12 protein-coding genes are annotated in these 17,163 nt (G+C 67.0%); all 12 read left to right on the top strand.

The genetic code is table 11. The annotated features are described in order from the left end of the window. Positions 1 to 39 precede the first annotated feature (39 nt). Positions 40 to 762 carry a 23S rRNA (guanosine(2251)-2'-O)-methyltransferase RlmB gene (rlmB, locus tag GPA25_RS00810; RefSeq protein ID WP_169258520.1) on the top strand — a complete coding sequence of 241 codons (723 nt, stop codon included), beginning with the start codon at positions 40 to 42 and terminating at the stop codon, positions 760 to 762. A gap of 105 nt (positions 763 to 867) precedes the next feature. Continuing rightward, positions 868 to 1,443, top strand: coding sequence for an ANTAR domain-containing response regulator (locus GPA25_RS00805; protein ID WP_169258441.1), 576 nt, complete (start codon positions 868 to 870; stop codon positions 1,441 to 1,443). A gap of 468 nt (positions 1,444 to 1,911) precedes the next feature. Further along, positions 1,912 to 3,096, top strand: coding sequence for a CmpA/NrtA family ABC transporter substrate-binding protein (locus GPA25_RS00800; protein ID WP_425486357.1), 1,185 nt, complete (start codon positions 1,912 to 1,914; stop codon positions 3,094 to 3,096). A 16-nt stretch (positions 3,097 to 3,112) separates the two neighbouring features. Further along, complete coding sequence (ntrB, locus tag GPA25_RS00795; protein ID WP_169258439.1) at positions 3,113 to 4,063, top strand: nitrate ABC transporter permease; 951 nt, start codon at positions 3,113 to 3,115, stop codon at positions 4,061 to 4,063. Between the two features lie 18 nt (positions 4,064 to 4,081). After that, positions 4,082 to 4,876 carry an ABC transporter ATP-binding protein gene (locus tag GPA25_RS00790; RefSeq protein WP_169258438.1) on the top strand — a complete coding sequence of 265 codons (795 nt, stop codon included), beginning with the start codon at positions 4,082 to 4,084 and terminating at the stop codon, positions 4,874 to 4,876. A gap of 160 nt (positions 4,877 to 5,036) precedes the next feature. Next, the gene (locus tag GPA25_RS00785) at positions 5,037 to 7,307 is read left to right on the top strand and encodes a DUF6351 family protein (protein WP_343034781.1); all 2,271 of its coding nucleotides are present in this window, start codon (positions 5,037 to 5,039) and stop codon (positions 7,305 to 7,307) included. A gap of 388 nt (positions 7,308 to 7,695) precedes the next feature. Further along, positions 7,696 to 8,454 (top strand): uroporphyrinogen-III C-methyltransferase, encoded by a 759-nt coding sequence (gene cobA, locus GPA25_RS00780; RefSeq protein ID WP_211162872.1) that lies wholly within the window; start codon positions 7,696 to 7,698, stop codon positions 8,452 to 8,454. A gap of 11 nt (positions 8,455 to 8,465) precedes the next feature. Then, positions 8,466 to 10,922, top strand: coding sequence for a nitrite reductase large subunit NirB (gene nirB, locus GPA25_RS00775; protein WP_169258436.1), 2,457 nt, complete (start codon positions 8,466 to 8,468; stop codon positions 10,920 to 10,922). 8 nt (positions 10,923 to 10,930) lie between these two features. Then, on the top strand, positions 10,931 to 11,290 hold the full coding sequence (gene nirD / locus GPA25_RS00770) for a nitrite reductase small subunit NirD (protein WP_169258435.1): 360 nt from the start codon (positions 10,931 to 10,933) through the stop codon (positions 11,288 to 11,290). Positions 11,291 to 11,319: 29 nt separating this feature from the next. Further along, positions 11,320 to 12,534, top strand: a complete 1,215-nt coding sequence (locus GPA25_RS00765; RefSeq protein WP_169258434.1) for a nitrate/nitrite transporter — start codon at positions 11,320 to 11,322, stop codon at positions 12,532 to 12,534. Between the two features lie 126 nt (positions 12,535 to 12,660). Next, positions 12,661 to 14,355: a bifunctional protein-serine/threonine kinase/phosphatase gene (locus GPA25_RS00760; protein WP_169258433.1), complete on the top strand. Its 1,695-nt coding sequence runs from the start codon at positions 12,661 to 12,663 to the stop codon at positions 14,353 to 14,355. Positions 14,356 to 14,383: 28 nt separating this feature from the next. Continuing rightward, positions 14,384 to 17,140 carry a nitrate reductase gene (locus tag GPA25_RS00755; RefSeq protein ID WP_246265153.1) on the top strand — a complete coding sequence of 919 codons (2,757 nt, stop codon included), beginning with the start codon at positions 14,384 to 14,386 and terminating at the stop codon, positions 17,138 to 17,140. Positions 17,141 to 17,163 lie beyond the last annotated feature (23 nt).

The raw sequence follows: 17,163 nt of genomic DNA, 5'->3' as shown, positions 1-17,163 counted from the left end.
GACGCCGATGCGCCCGTCGAAGGGCGCGCGGATTCCCGCCTGATTTACGGCTTCCATGCCGTGCTGGGCAAACTGCGTCGCGATCCCGAGGCGGTGTTCGAGCTGTACCTGTCGGCGAGCCGCAGCGATGCACGCGCCAAGGAAGTCGCGCATCTGGCCGAGGCGCAGAACGTGCGCCTGATCACGGCCGAAGCCGACCGCCTCGACGGCATGGTCGGTACGCGCCGCCATCAGGGCGTGGTGGCGCGCGTCGATGCGCGCAGCCGCGAACTGAAGCTCGCTGACGTGCTCGAGGTGCTGGACGAGAATGCGCTGATCCTGGTGCTCGACGGCGTGCAGGATCCGCACAATCTGGGAGCCTGTCTGCGCGTCGCCGACGCCGCTGGAGCGCATGCGGTGGTGGCGCCGAAGGATCGGGCGGTGGGTCTGAACGCGACCGCGATCAAGGTCGCGAGCGGGGCGGCGGATTCGGTGCCCTACATCACGGTGACCAACCTTGCACGCGCGCTGCGCGAGATGCAGGAGGCCGGCATCTGGGTGGTCGGCGCTGCCGGTGAGGCCGAGAAGTCGGTGTATGAGGTCGATCAGAAGGGGCCGGTGGCATGGGTGCTGGGCGCGGAAGGCGACGGCTTGCGGCGGCTGACGCGCGAGACCTGCGACGAACTGGCGCGCATTCCGATGCTCGGTACGGTGGAAAGCCTCAACGTGTCGGTCGCCAGCGGCGTGTGCCTGTTCGAAGCGCGGCGCCAGCGCGGCGTCTGAATTCACCGCTGATGGCCGGGTCAACGCAGGGGGCTCGCGTGGGGCTCCTTGCGTGCGCAGACATCCGTCATCAGAAGACGGCCCGAAACTTGCATAGATATGCTCATGCTTCGCGTACTCGTCATCGATGAATCCCGTACCCGTGCGGCCGAAATCTGTGCCGGGCTGGCGCTTGCCGGTCATCAGGTAGCGGCGGTGCTCGCTTCGTCGGCGGACCTGTCGGCGCAGATCGAGGCGATCCGCCCCGACGTGATCCTGATCGAAACCGATTCGCCGTCGCGCGACACGCTGGAGAACCTGGCGGTCATGAACGCGGCGATGCCGCGGCCGGTGATCATCTTTGCGCAGGAAGGCGATCAGGAGACGATTCGCGCCGCGGTCAAGGCGGGCGTGTCGACTTACGTCGTCGATGGACTCGATCCGCAGCGCCTGAAACCCGTGATAGACGTGGCGGTGGCGAGTTTCGACGAGCATCAGGCGCTGCGTACGGAGCTCGCGGCAGCGACGAAGAAGCTTTCCGAGCGCAAGTTGGTGGAGCGCGCGAAGGGCCTGCTGATGAAGTCGCGCGGCATGGATGAGGCCGAGGCCTATGCGGCCTTGCGCAAGCTTGCGATGGAGCGGGCGAAGCCGATGGCGGCGGTGGCGCAGGATCTCATCGACATGGCGAAGTACCTGCTCTAGCAGGAAGCTGGAAGCTGCAGCGCGGCCCTTGCACCGGGTTCTTCCGGGCGGGCCAAATTCCCCGAAAATCCCGAATGCCCCGCGCGCGATTGGTGCAATAACCCTGTGTTGTGCACTGCAATAGTGCGGTCGCGATGCTCCCCGCACGCTTCGGACAGATCCTCCGGATGTCCCGCAACCCCCGCAGCTAAAGCCTTTCCGGTTCGCGGCAGGCCCCTGGCACGCCATCTGCTAAGAAAGCACTGAGTCGAATCAACGGCGGTTCGACAACAGATTGACCGGTTCCAGTGCTGGGGCCTGGTGCAAGCTACGGACAACGGCGTCCATCCCTGCGGAGTCATCCGCGGGCGATGTGCGCCGTTTTTGTTTTTTCTGGCCTGCAGGGAGATGATGATGAGTGCATTCGACGACAACGGGATGACGCGCCGGGAATTCATGCGGCGGACGATGATGCTTTCGGGAGCGGCGATGATGGGGTCTGCAGGTCTGGGTGTGAGCAGCGGCGCGTGGGCGGCGGGCTCGGATGCACCGGAGAAGAAGGAAATCCGCGTCGGCTTCATCCCGCTGACCGATTGCTCGTCGGTTGTGATGGCCGCGGTGCAGAAGTTCGACGAGAAGTACGGCATCAAGATCATCCCGACCAAGGAAGCGAGCTGGGCGTCGGTGCGCGACAAGCTGGTGTCCGGCGAGCTCGACGCGGCGCACGTGTTGTACGGTCTCGTCTATGGCGTGCATCTGGGCATCGGCGGGCCGAAGAAGGACATGGCGGTGCTGATGAACCTGAACCACAACGGCCAGGCGATCACGCTCGCGAACAAGTTGAAGGACCAGGGCGTCACCGACGGTGCCGGGCTGAAAAAGCTGATCACCGCGAAGCCGGGCGAATACACCTTCGCACAGACCTTTCCGACCGGCACGCACGCGATGTGGCTGTACTACTGGCTGGCCGCGAACGACATCAACCCGCTGAAGGACGTCAAGGTCATCACCGTGCCGCCGCCGCAGATGGTCGCGAACATGCGCGTCGGCAACATGGACGGCTTTTGTGTCGGCGAGCCGTGGAACAACCGCGCGATCATGGACAAGATCGGCTTCACTGCGGTGACGACTCAGGATATCTGGACCGACCACCCCGAGAAGGTGCTCGGCACGACGGCGGACTGGGTCGCGAAGAACCCGAACAGCGCGCGCGCGCTGACCGCGGCGATCCTTGATGCCGGCCGCTGGATCGACGCGTCGCTGGTGAACCGCCGCACGACCGCCGAGACGGTGGCGCAGAAGTCCTACGTCAATACCGACATGGATGTGATCCTCGAGCGGATGCTCGGCCGCTATTCGAACGGCCTCGGCAAGAGCTGGGACGACCCGAATTACATGAAGTTCTACAACGACGGCGCGGTGAATTTCCCCTACCTCAGCGACGGCATGTGGTTCCTGACGCAGCACCGGCGCTGGGGGCTGCTGGACAAGGACGTCGATTACCTCGCCGTGGCAAAGCAGATCAACCGCATCGACATCTACAAGCAGGCCGCCGCGGCGGCGAAAGTGTCGCTGCCGAAGAGCGACATGCGCAGCCACAAGCTGATTGACGGCGTGGTGTGGGATGGCAAGGATCCCGCGAAGTATGCGGGGTCGTTCAAGGTCAAGGCCTGAGACGGAGGGTGCGGCGATGACGTTGGCAGCGGTGGCGGACCGGGCGGGTGAGCCCGGGACCGAAAAGGTTTCCAGAGTGCGTGCGGCGGTGCAGTCCTCGACCGGCAAGGGGAAGGCGATGAAGGTGGTGACGGCTGAACAGGCGGCCGCAGCGGAGACGCCGGCGACGCGAAGTGGCGTGCGGATTGGGGCGTGGGGGCGCGCGCTGCTGCGGGTAGTGGTGCCGCCGGTGGCCGGTCTGGCGCTGCTGATCGGCCTGTGGCATCTGGCGACGCTCAATGGTGGCGGCATCCCCAGCCCGGGCAAGACCTGGGACGCGGCGGTGGTGATCTTCTCTGATCCGTTCTACCGCGAAGGGCCGAACGACCAGGGCATCGGCTGGAACGTGCTGGCCTCGTTGCAGCGCGTTGCGATCGGCTTCGGCTTTGCGGCGCTGGTGGGCATTCCGGCGGGCTTCATGCTGGGGCGGTTCGCGGTGCTGTCGCAGATGATGAACCCGATCATCAGCCTGCTGCGCCCGGTGTCGCCGCTGGCGTGGCTGCCGATCGGCCTGCTGGTGTTCCAGCGTGCCGACCCGGCGGCGACCTGGACGATTTTCATCTGCTCGATCTGGCCGATGATCATGAACACCGCCCAGGGCGTGACGCGCATTCCGCAGGACTATCTGAACGTCGCGCGGGTGTTGAAGCTGTCGGAATGGAAGGTGTTCACGAAGATCCTGTTCCCGGCGGTGCTGCCCTACATGCTGACCGGCATCCGCCTGTCGATCGGTACCGCGTGGCTGGTGATCGTCGCCGCGGAGATGCTGACCGGCGGCGTCGGGATCGGTTTCTGGGTGTGGGACGAATGGAACAACCTCAAGGTCGAGCACATCATCATCGCGATCTTCGTGATCGGGACGGTGGGCCTGATTCTTGAACAGGCGCTGATGCTGGTGGCGCGTCGATTCAGCTACGAAAACCGCTGAGCGGTGGAGGAGACAATCATGAGCAAGAAAATCGTACAGATCGAAGACGTCGGCCAGACTTTCAGCACCAAGAACGGCCCCTTCACCGCGCTGCGCGGCATCAACCTGGACATCCACGAAGGCGAGAGCGTCAGCCTGATCGGGCACTCCGGCTGCGGCAAATCGACGTTGCTGAACCTGATTTCCGGGCTGACGACGCCGACCAGCGGGGTGATGCTGTGCGACGGGCGCGAGATTGCCGGACCGGGGCCGGAGCGTGCGGTGGTGTTCCAGAACCATTCGCTGCTGCCGTGGCTGACCTGCTTCGACAACGTGTATCTGGCCGTGGATCGTGTGTTCGGCGCGAAGGAGGGCAAGGCGAAGCTGAAAAAACGCACCGAGGACGCGCTCGCCCTGGTCGGCCTGTCGCACGCCGAGACGAAGTTTCCGCACGAGATCTCGGGTGGCATGAAGCAGCGTGTCGGCATTGCACGGGCGCTGTCGATGGAGCCGCGCATCCTGTTGATGGACGAGCCGTTCGGGGCGCTCGACGCGCTGACGCGGGCGATGCTGCAGGATGAGCTGGTGAAGATTCTCGCAGCGACCAAGGCGACGATGGTGATGGTGACGCACGATGTCGATGAGGCGGTGCTGCTGTCGGATCGCGTGGTGATGCTGACCAACGGGCCGGCGGCGACGATCGGCGAGATCCTCGAGGTGAAGCTGGAACGCCCGCGCGACCGCCTGGCGCTGGCCGAGCAGCCGGAGTTCGCCCGCTATCGCGCGGCGGTGCTCGACTTCCTTTACAAGAAGCAGCTGAAACACGCGGCCTGAGCGAGTCCCGCTGCGCTGTTTCGCTCCGGGCAGCCGGTCTTGCCGAAAGGCAGGGCGGCTTGCCCGGTTTTTTTCGTGGACGCCGTGGCACCAGATAGCTGAAACACTGGCGGCTCGTCGCCCGCCGTTGCGCCCGCCCGGGCGTGATCTAACATGAATCATGGGCGGTCCCGCCGGACTGGAAAACCGTCAAATGATCAGCGTGCCGAGGATGCGATGGCTCCGGCCCCGCCTGTTGCTGGGAGGATTGGTCGTCTGCGTCGGGGCGTCGGCCGGCGGGGAGCGTCCGCAGGTGGTAGGGCTGCCGGCGGACTTCGATGCCAGGGCCCGGACGGAACCGTATTCGGGACCACACCCGTCGCGAATTCAGCGGCCCGTCGAAACTTTCCGTTTTCCGATCCGGCTCGGCGACGTGGGGCCCAGCGAACCCTTGTTTGCCGGTCCGCGCCAGTATCCCTTCATTTGCGACACCAGGACCTCCGGCTTGGGACTGCCGCTCGTGGACAATCAGGCGGGGATCGGCACGCCTGTCAATTACGACGGGGATGACCCCGTGCTGCAGGAGTGGGGGGCACGCGGCTTCAGCCGCGATTGCCTCGCGCCCACGAGGGCGTGGTACTTCTACAAGCCCAAAGGGGAGACGCACTTTTTGCGCTGGTCCGATACGGTCACGGATGTCGATCAGATCACCGTCAACGGCGCGCGCGTGCCGTTCATCGTGCGCGTCGAGATGGGCACGATCAACCGTTTCATCTACATCATGGCCGCGCTCAAGGGGAGGAACGAAAGCCCGTATGCGCCGCGCGGCGACCGCTGGAACCGGCGCCTCATCTACCAGTTCTACGGCGGGGTGGGGATCGGCCACCGCCAGGGCAAGGCGAGCGTGAAGCAGGTGCTCGAGGACCGCCGGGAGCAGTTGGCGCAGGGCTACGCGGTGGTGGCATCGACCGGCAACACCACCGCGAACCATTTCAATATCTGGCTCGCCGAGGACACCGCGCTGCGTGTCAAGCGCCAGTTCGTCGCGCTGTATGGCGAGCCCGAATACACCGTCGGCGTCGGGGGCTCGGGTGGCGCGATCCAGCAGTATCTGCTGGCGCAGAATCGCCCCGGATTGATCGACGCCGCGATCGCGCAGTATTCGTATCCGGACATGATCACCCAGACGATTCCGGTTTTCGACTGCGAGCTGCTGGAGCATTATTTCGACGTCACCGACGGCGCCAACGCGACGTGGCGCAAGGCCGAGAACCGGCGCTGGATCGAGGGCTTCAACGCCAGCAACGAGCACGAGGGCTCTGGCGGGCTGAAGCGGATCGAGTACACCACCCGCGTGGCTTTCATGGCGCGCGGGGAATGGCTGCCCGAGCGCGAAGGCGCAACGGAGTGCGTGGTCGGCTGGCGCGGACTGACGCCGCTGGTGCTGAACCCGAGATTTGCGCATTTCGAGGGACGACTGTCCGCCGCGGTGTTCGGGCAGGTGCGCTGGAGCTATTTCGAGGACCTGAAGCATTTCTTCGGCACCGATGACGGGGGCTATGCGCGCATTCCGTGGGACAACGTCGGCGTGCAATATGGTCTGGGGGCCTTGCAGCGCGGCCAGATCAGTCCTGAACAGTTTCTGCGCCTCAATGCCAGCGTCGGCAGCTGGAAGGCGCCCGCCGACATGCTGCCCGAGCGCTACTGGCTGATGGAGGGCGCGGAAAGCACGCTGGGGGATTTCTCGCCGTGGAGCGCGCACAACATGAGGGTCGAGCGTGACCAGGGGCGTCCGGCGCCACGCTTCGAAGGCGACCGCGCCGCGATGGCGGCGGCCTATCGGTCGGGCCAGGTGTTTCTCGGCCGTCTCGACATCCCGGTCATCGATGTGCGGCATTACCTCGAGCGGCAACTGGATATGCACCATGTCGCCGGATCGTTCTCAGCGCGGGCGCGCATGATCGCCGCACAGGGGGATGCCGGAAATCAGGCGATCTGGGTGAGCCACAGACGCTACGACCCGACGCCCGACGCCTTTGCCGCACTCGATTCGTGGTGGCGCGCCAGGACGAGCCATCCGGAAAAGTCCTGGGCCGAGATACGGCCGGCTGTCGCGAGCGATCGCTGCATCGACAAGCAAGGAAGGGTGATGTTCCAAGGTGAGCGCGTTTGGGATGGCGCGTGGAATCAGCAGGCGCCGGGGGCCTGTATGCGGGCCTATCCCATCTACAGCAACCCGCGCATGGTGGCCGGGGATTCGATCGCCGGCCACCGTTTCAAATGCGCGCTGCAACCCGTTGCCGACGCGCTCGACGCCGGACTTTACGCGCCGGCCGACATGCGGCCGTACCGGGCGCAACTGGTGCAGATCTTTCCGCAGGGCGTGTGCGACTATCGTCAGGGCGATGTCGCGTGGCCGGGCGATCTTTTCGCGGACGAGCGATCGCAGTAACGGATCCCGGGATGCGGGCGCCTGGCAGGTCAGGCCGTACAGCCTGAGGGCGCGCTCCCGGAGCGGCGCCCGGAAGACCCTTGAACGCGCCATGTTGTGGTGCAGCATTCGGCTCGATGCACCAGAACAGTGCCGTGAAAATGGCGTGGAGCGTCCCTTTGTCGCCTTGTCTGGTGGTTAAAAAGCGCTATAAATCAGCCATGTACGTAATCTTGTGGGTGCTGGCACCCATCTTGCGATAGGTAGTCCGTAGGCCGGAGCAACGAGGCTCCGGTGATGTGCTTAAAGAAGAGCATGCGGACAACGGCGTCCGTCATTTCAGGGGATTTCTGGATCCCGGGGATGACGCGACGCCGTTTTTTTTCGCCTTTCGTAGTGGAGATCGATCATGGCCAAAGTGTTGCTCGTAGGTGCGGGCCCCGGAGCTGCAGACCTGCTGACGCTGCGTGCGGCGCGTGCCATCGGTGAGGCCGATGTGCTGCTCGCCGACGCGCTGGTCACGGATGAGGTGTTGGCGCTGGCGAAGCCCACTGCGCGCGTGCTGCGGGTCGGCAAGCGCGCCGGGATGAAGTCGGCGGCGCAGGAGTTCATTCACCGCGCGATGGCGCGCTATGCGCGGCGCGGCCTGACGGTGGCGCGCGTCAAGGGCGGCGATCCCTTCGTGTTCGGCCGTGGCGGCGAGGAGGTCGATTACCTGCGCGCGCTGGGCATCGAGGTCGAGGTGATCCACGGCCTGACCGCGGGCGTCGCGGTGGCCGGCGCGGCGGGCATTCCGGTGACGCATCGCGCGCACTGTTTCGGCGTGACGATGGTGACCGGGCACACCGAGGACGGCGCGGAGCCGGACTGGGCGGCGCTGGCGAAGTGCGGCACGACGCTGGTGATCTACATGGGACTCGGGGCACTGCCGCACATCGCCGAGCGCCTCGCGGCGGGCGGTCTGTCGCGCGCGACGCCGGCGGCGGTGATCGCCCACGGCACGCTGCCGACGCAGCGGCAGGTGGTCGGCACGCTCGCCGACATCGCCGAGCGTGCGCGTGCCGCGGCGCTGCCAGCCCCGGCGCTGATCGTCATCGGCGATGTCGCGGCCTACGCCGACAGCCAGTTCGCCACCTCTTCCCCCGAATTCGCATCCCGCGCTGCCTGAAGGAGCCCGCCATGAAAAAACAGAAACTCGTGATGATCGGTAACGGCATGGCCGGTTGCCGCACGCTCGAAGAGCTGCTGAAGCTCGCCCCGGATCTCTACGACATCACCGTGTTCGGCGCCGAGCCGCACGGCAACTACAACCGCATCCTGCTGTCGCCGGTGCTCGCCGGCGAGATGACGCTGCCGGAGATCATGCTCAACGATCTCGACTGGTATCGCGACAACGACATCACGCTGCACGCCGGCAAGATGGTGACGAAGATCGACCGCATCAAGCGCAAGGTGATCGCAGCCGACGGTACCGAGGCCGACTACGACCGCCTGCTGATCGCGACCGGCTCGACGCCCTTCATTCCGCCGATTCCCGGCGCGGACCTGCCGGGCGTGCTGGCCTACCGCGACATCGGCGACACCGAGGCGATGATCGCGGCGTCGAGCCAGTACAAGCACGCGGTGGTGATCGGCGCCGGCCTGCTGGGCCTGGAAGCCGCCAATGGCCTGATGCTGCGCGGCATGAGCGTGACGGTGGTGCATCTGGCCGACTGGATCATGGAGCGCCAGCTCGACAAGCCGGCCGCCGACATGCTGCAGGCGTCGCTCGAAGCGAAGGGGATGAACTTCCTGCTGGCGAAGCAGACCGAGGCGCTGATCCGTGGTGAGAGTGGCCGTGTCTCCGCGGTGCGCTTGAAGGATGGCATGGAGATCCCGGCCGACCTGGTGGTGGTCGCCGCCGGCATCCGCCCGAACTTTGCCGTCGCCGAGTCGGCCGGCATCTACTGTGGCACCGGGCGCGTGCGCGGCATCCATGTGTCGGACACGCTGCAGACGGTGACCGATCCCCGCGTGTATGCGGTGGGCGAGTGCGTCGCGCACCGCGGCATCGCCTACGGACTGGTCGCGCCGCTGTTCGAGCAGGGCAAGGTGTGCGCGAATCACCTCGCGAACTTCGGCATCGGCCGCTACGAGGGCTCGGTGACCTCGACCAAGCTGAAGGTGACCGGCATCGACGTGTTCTCGGCCGGCGATTTCTCGGGCGGCGCGGACACCGAAGAGATCGTGCTGCACGACAAGCAGGGCGGCGTGTACAAGCGCATCGTGATCAAGAACAACCGCATCGTCGGCTCGGTGCTGTATGGCGACACCGCAGACGGCACCTGGTACTTCCAGTTGATGAAGGATCAGCAGGACATCCACGAGATCCGCGATCACCTGATGTTCGGCCAGAACCACCTGGGCGACGCCGGCCACAAGGGCGAGAACAAGGCCGCCTCGATGGCCGACACGGCCGAGGTGTGCGGCTGCAATGGCGTGTGCAAGGGCACGATCGTCAAGGCGATCAAGGAGAACGGCCTGTTCACGGTGGATGAGGTGAAGAAGCACACGAAGGCGGCGTCTTCCTGCGGCTCCTGCACCGGGCTGGTCGAGCAGATCCTCGCCTCGACGGTCGGCGGCGCCTATCAGGCGGTGAGCGCGCACGACAAGGCGGTGTGCGGTTGCACCGAGCTGTCGCATGGCGCGGTGCGCCGCGCGATCCGCGAGCACAAGCTGCTGAACATCCCCGACACGATGGAAACGCTGTCGTGGAAGACGCCCAACGGCTGCGCGACCTGCCGTCCGGCGCTGAACTACTACCTGATCTCGACCTGGCCGCACGAGGCCAAGGACGATCCGCAAAGCCGTTTCATCAATGAGCGCGCGCACGCCAACATCCAGAAGGACGGCACCTATTCGGTGGTGCCGCAGATGCTGGGCGGCGTGACGACGGCGGCCGAGCTGCGTCGGATTGCCGATGTGGCGGACAAGTACGCCGTGCCGACGGTGAAGGTGACCGGCGGCCAGCGCATCGACCTGCTGGGCATCAAGAAGGAAGACCTGCCAAACGTGTGGAAGGACCTCGGCATGCCGTCGGGCCACGCCTACGGCAAGAGCATCCGCACGGTGAAGACCTGCGTCGGCGCCGAGCACTGCCGCTTCGGCACGCAGCGGTCGATGTCGATGGGCATCGATCTGGAACGCATGCTGTTCGGCATGTGGAGCCCGCACAAGGTGAAGCTCGCCGTCTCCGGCTGCCCGCGCAACTGCGCCGAGGCCGGCATCAAGGACGTCGGTGTGATCGGCGTCGATTCCGGCTGGGAGCTGTATGTCGCCGGCAACGGCGGCATCAAGACGGAAGTCGCGCAGTTCCTGTGCAAGGTGACGACGCGCGAGGAGGTCATGGAGTACTCCGGCGCCTTCCTGCAGCTTTACCGCGAGGAAGGCTACTACCTCGAGCGCACGGTGCATTACGTCGAGCGCGTCGGTCTGGAGTACGTGAAGAAGCACGTGCTCGACGACGCCGACAAGCGCAAGGCGCTGTTCGAGCGCCTGCTGTTCGCGCTGCAGGACGCCAAGGATCCGTGGGCGGAACGCTACGCCAAAGACGCAGCGCCGGTGCTGCGCCAGCAATTCGAAACCCTTGAGGCATGAGGCCGATCATGACGACAACGCTTTCCCCTTCACACGTTTCCTCGGCCGCCGTCGATGCCGGCTGGAAGACGATCTGCGCGCTGGAGGACATTCCCGTCCTCGGTTCGCGGGTGGTGAAATCGCGCGCCGGCGACATCGCGATCTTCCGCAACGCCGAGGACGAGGTCTTCGCGATGCACGACAAATGCCCGCACAAGGGCGGCCCGCTGTCGCAGGGCATCGTGCACGGCCGTCAGGTGACCTGCCCGCTGCATAGCTGGAAGATCCAGCTCGACAGCGGCGAGGCGGTCGCCCCCGATGTCGGCTGCACCAGGCCGTTCGCGGTCAAGGTCGTCGACGGCCACGTGCTGCTGCAAGTCAGCGCCTGAGTTTTTCAAGAGAATCCGGAGTTTCTTTCATGGACAAGCAATCCTTCCTCAAGGCCGGCCACCCGCCGACGCTGCTGGCCTCCTTCCTGTACTTCGACCTCGCCTTCATGGTGTGGGTGATCCTGGGGCCGCTGGGCGTGCAGATTGCTGCCGACCTCGGTCTCGATCACGCGCAGAAGGGTCTGATGGTCGCGATTCCGGTGCTCGCCGGCGCGATCCTGCGCATCTTCATGGGCGTGCTGGTCGACCACCTGAAGCCGAAAATGGCCGGGGCCATCGGTCAGGTCGTCGTCATCGTCGCGCTGTTCGTCGCATGGAAGTTCGGCATCCACAGCTACGAGCAGACCTTGTTGCTGGGCGTGTTCCTCGGCGTTGCCGGCGCGGCTTTCGCGGTGGCGTTGCCGCTCGCGTCGCGCTGGTATCCGCCGGAGCACCAGGGCAAGGCGCTGGGCATTGCCGGCGCCGGCAACTCCGGCACCGCGCTGGCCGCGCTGATTGCGCCGGGACTCGCCGCCGCCTACGGCTGGACCAACGTGTTCGGCCTCGCGCTGATTCCGCTCGCGCTGGTGTTCGTGTTCTACCTGGTGGTCGCGAAGGATGCGCCGGAGTGCCCGCCGGCCAAGCCGCTCGGCGCCTACTTCAAGGTGCTGAAGGACAAGGACGCGTGGTGGTTCATGTTCTTCTACGCGGTGACCTTCGGCGGTTTCGTCGGCCTGGCGTCCTCGCTGACGATCTACTTCAATACCCAGTATGGCCTGGATGCGAAGATGGCCGGCTACTTCACCGCCGCCTGCGTGTTCGCCGGTTCGCTGGTGCGCCCGATTGGCGGCGCGGTCGCCGACCGCGTCGGCGGTATCAAGAGCCTGTCGGTGATGTACGTGTTCGCGGCGCTGTTCCTCGGCATCGTCAGCGTCGGCCTGCCGGAGGCGTGGATGGCGCTGCTGGTGTTCGTGCTGGCGATGCTGGCGCTCGGCATGGGCAACGGCGCGGTGTTCCAGCTGGTGCCGCAGCGCTTCCGCAAGGAGATCGGCGTGATGACGGGGCTGGTCGGCATGGCGGGCGGCGTCGGCGGCTTCTATCTCGCGTCCTCGCTCGGCTATGCGAAGCAGGCCACCGGCAGCTATCAGTCGGGCTTCGTGATCTTCGCCGTGCTCGCGCTCGCGGCGCTGATCGGGCTCACCGCGGTGAAGACGCGCTGGCGCACCACCTGGGGCGCAGCGCACCTGACCTCGGCGAAGATCTGAGCCGGTAACGCGCAGGCGGGCGGGAACTTCGGCATGACGACTATGATGGAAGCGAGTCTTCGATCCCCGGCGGCGGCCAAGCTCGCCGGCCGGCCGCCCCTCGGTTTGCCCCGGTCCGCCCACGCCATGTCCCTCGAGCTTCGTCTCGGCCATTCGTCCCAGCAGGGCCTGCGCCCGCGCAACGAAGACTTCGTCGGGGCTGCGACGCCCGAGGGCGCGATGCTGGAAGCCAAGGGCCTGCTGCTGGCGATTGCCGATGGCGTCGGCGGCCACGCGAACGGGCGCGAAGCGGCCGAGTATTCGGTGCGCGGCCTGCTTGCCGATTACTTCTCGACGCCCGATACGTGGAGCGTCGAGAAGTCGGTCGATACCGTGCTCGGCGCGCTCAACCGCTGGCTGCTCGCGCAGTCGGCGAAGTCGCGCGACTACGCGGGGATGGCAACCACGCTGACCGCAATCGTGCTGCGTGGCCGGCGCTTTTATGTCGCGCACGTTGGCGACTCGCGCGCTTATCTGCTGCGCGATGGCGAACTGCGCCGCCTGACCGAAGACCATACCTGGGAACACCCCGAACTCAACAACGTGCTGCGCCGCGCGATCGGCCTCGACGCGCAGCTACTCGTCGATTACGACGACGGCGAACTGGCGGCGGGCGACCGTTTCCTGCTCGTCACCGACGGCGTGTGGAACGCGCTCGGCGATGCCGGCATGGCGGACCTGCTCGCGCGCCAGCCCGATCCGGAAGCGGCGGCCGATGCGCTGACGCTCGAAGCCTTGCGCCGCGGCGCGACCGACAACTGCACGGCGCTGGTCGCCGATGTCGACGCGGTGCCGGCCGACAACCTGCGCGACCGGCTCGTGACCGGCCGCAAGCTGCCGCTGCCGCCGCGCCTGAAGGCCGGCGAGACGATCGACGGCCTGCGTGTCGAGGAGTTGCTGCACGAATCGCGCGTCACGCTGCTGTACCGCGTCACCCGCCTCAGCGACGGCGCCGCGCTGGTGATGAAGACGCTGCACCCGGAAGCCGGCGACGACGAGGCGACGAGCGCGCTGGTGCGTGAGGAATGGCTCGCACGCCGCGCCCCGGGGCAGGGTTTTCCGCGCGTCTGCGATCCCGAGGACCGTTGCTATCTGTATTACCTGATGAGCTGGCACGCGGGCGAGACGCTGAAGGCCATGCTCGCGCGCGGCCACCGCTTCGCGCCGCACGAACTGGTCGGCATCGGCGCCGCACTGCTGCGCGCGGTCGGTGCGCTGCACCGGCTCGGCATCGTGCATCGCGACGTCAAGCCCGACAACGTGCATATCGACCGCCAGGGCCAGCTGCGCCTGCTCGACCTGGGGGTTGCCGCGTCCGACGGCGCGCATGGGGCCGAAACGCTGCGCGAGATCAACAACCCCGGCACGCCGTCCTACATGGCGCCGGAACTGTTCGCCGGGCAGGCGGCCAACGAATCCTCCGACCTTTATGCCTGTGGCGTCACGCTGTATGAGCTGCTGACGCGCAAATACCCCTATGGCGAGGTCGAGCCCTTCCAGCGCCCGCGCTTCGGCGAGCCGGTGCCGCCGACGCGCTATCGGCCCGACACCCCGGAGTGGCTCGAAACCGTGCTGCTGAAGGCCTGCGCGCGCGAGGCCAAGGACCGCTTCGAGACCGCCGAGGAATTCCTGCTGGCGCTCGAGCGCGGCGCGCACCGCCCGCTTGCGACGCAGCGCCGCGCGCCGCTCGCGGAACGCAACCCGGCGCTGGCGCTGAAGCTGCTGGCCGGCGCCTCGGTGTTGCTGAACCTGATCCTGCTGTTCCTGCTCAGCCGCCACTGAAACCATGACGATGACCCCGGAGACCAAGATGGAAACGAAAGCCACCTGCCCGTATTGCGGCGTCGGCTGCGGCGTCCTCATCGAACACGACGGCGCGCGTATCACCGGTGTGCGCGGCGACCCCGAGCATCCGGCGAATTTCGGCCGGCTGTGCACCAAGGGCTCGACACTGCACCTCACCGCACGTCCCGAAACCCGTCTGCAATTCCCGGAACTGCGCGACACGAAGGGCGAGGCGCGCCGGCGCGTCGGCTGGGACGAGGCGATCGACGTCGCCGCCCGCCGCTTCGCCGACGTCATTAACGAACATGGCCCGGACGCGGTCGCGTTCTACATCTCCGGCCAGCTGCTGACCGAGGACTACTACGTCTTCAACAAGCTGATGAAAGGCCTGATCGGCTCGAACAACGTCGACACCAACTCGCGCCTGTGCATGTCGAGCGCGGTCGCGGCGTACAAGCAGACGCTCGGCGCCGACGCGCCGCCCTGTTCGTACGAGGACTTCGCGCTGACCGACTGCCTGTTGATCGCCGGCGCGAATCCCGCCTACGCGCATCCGATCGCCTTCCGCCGCATCGAGGACGCGAAGGCGGCGCGGCCCGACATGAAGATCATCGTCGTGGACCCGCGCCGCACCGACACTGCGGCGATGGCCGACCTGCATCTGGCGATCCTGCCCGGCACCGACATCTGGCTGTACAACGCGATGCTCAACGTGCTGCTTTGGGAAGGGCAGGTCGACCAGGCCTTCGTGCGTGCGCACACCGAAGGCTTCGATGCGCTGCGCGACCACGTGCGCGAGATCACCCCGGCGGTCGCCGCCGAAATCTGCGGCGTGAAAGCCGACGACATCCGCACCGCCGCGCGCTGGTGGGGCGAGGCGCCGGCGGCGATGTCGCTGTGGTGCCAGGGGCTCAACCAGTCGGTGCATGGCACGCACAACGGCGCCGCGCTGATCGCGCTGTCGCTCGCCACCGGCAAGATCGGCAAGCCCGGCAGCGGCCCGTTCTCGATGACCGGCCAGCCCAACGCGATGGGCGGGCGCGAGGTCGGCGGCATGGCCAACCTGCTGTCGGGGCACCGCGACCTCGCCAACCCCGAGCACCGCGCCGAAGTGGCGCGCCTGTGGGGCGTCGACAGCGTGCCGGAGAAACCGGGCCTCACCGCGATCGAGCTTTTCGATGCGATGCACGAAGGTCGCATCAAGGCGCTGTGGGTGGCGTGCACCAACCCGGCGCAGTCGCTGCCCGAGCAGGAACGCGTGCGCGAGGCGCTCGCGCGCTGCGACTTCGTCGTGATGCAGGACGCCTACCGCAGCACCGAGACCGCACCCTTCGCCGACCTGCTGCTGCCGGCCTCGACCTGGGGCGAGAAGGAGGGCACGGTGACGAACTCCGAGCGGCGCATCAGCCATGTGCACCGCGCCCTGCCGCCGCTCGGCGAGGCGCGTGCCGACTGGCGCATCGTGTGCGACTTCGCGCTCGCGCTGGGGCCGCGGATCGGCCGGAACGACGCGGCGCGTCTGTTCCCGTATGCGAGTCCGGAAGAGATCTTCGCCGAGCACGCCGCCACCACGCGCGGTCGCGACCTCGACATCGCCGGCTTGTCCTACGCGCTGCTCGACGCGCACGGCCCGCAGCAGTGGCCGTTCCCCGAAGGGGCGACGGTTGCCGACGCGACGGCCCGCACGCGGCTCTACGCCGACGGCCGCTTCCCGACCGCGGACGGCCGCGCGCGCTTCGTCGTGCCGACCGGGCGGCTCACCGCCGAACGCGCCGACGCGCGCTTCCCGCTGCGCATGACGACCGGGCGGCTGCGCGACCAGTGGCACGGCATGAGCCGCACCGGCAAGGTCGCGCGCCTGTACAACCACGTCGACGAGGCGCGCATCGAACTCAACGCCGATGACATGGCCACGCGCGGCATCCGGAGCGGCGAACTGGTGCGCGTGAAAAGCCGTCGGGGCGAGGTCGTGCTGCGTGCCGCTGCGTCGGACGAGATCCGTTCCGGGCAGGCCTTCGTCGCGATGCACTGGGGCGCCAATACGCTGAATTCCGCCGGCGCGAACGCGCTGACGCTGCGCGAGTTCGACCCCTATTCGAAGCAGCCCGAACTCAAGCACGCCACGGTGCAGGTCGAAAAGGCCGAGCTGCCCTTCCAGGCGCTGATCATGCGTGGCCAAGGTGACAAAGAGGGGGGCGAGGCCAGCGGCGGCGGCGACGATCCGGCGGGCATCACGCTGACGCGTGCCGAGGCCCTCGCGCCGTGGCTCGAACGCTTCAGCTACGCCTCGCTCGCGCTCGCCGGCCGCGACCATCCCGCGGTCGTACTGCGCATCGCGCATCACCAGCCGATCCCGCCCGAATGGCTGGCCGAACTCGACGCCTTGCTGGGACTCGACGACGAGCACTGCCTCGCCTACAGCGACACCCGGCGCGGCATCACCAAGCGCGCGCGCATCGAGGACGGCGTGCTCGTCGGCCTGCGCCTCACCGGTGAAACCGCCGCCGCTGGCTGGCTGCGCGACGTCATCGTCGAGCGTCAGCCGACCGCCGAACTGCGCCGCTGGATCCTCGCGCCGCTGGCGAATCCGCCGGCGGCGGCGAAGAGCCGTGGCCGCATCGTGTGCAACTGCCTCAACGTCGCCGAGAGCGACATCGCCGCGGCGATCGGCGGCGGCGCGGGTTTCGACGAACTGCAAGCCACGCTCAAGTGCGGCACCACCTGCGGCTCCTGCGTGCCCGAGATCAAGCGCCTCGTCGCCGCGGGGCGCAGCGCCGCCTGAGCCGGAAGGTGGAGAACGCGGTT

Source organism: Aromatoleum diolicum (assembly GCF_012910955.1).
In the GTDB taxonomy this organism is placed as follows: domain Bacteria; phylum Pseudomonadota; class Gammaproteobacteria; order Burkholderiales; family Rhodocyclaceae; genus Aromatoleum; species Aromatoleum diolicum.
Note: the sequence above shows the minus strand (reverse complement) of the source record. Positions and strands in the feature narration are given on the sequence as shown.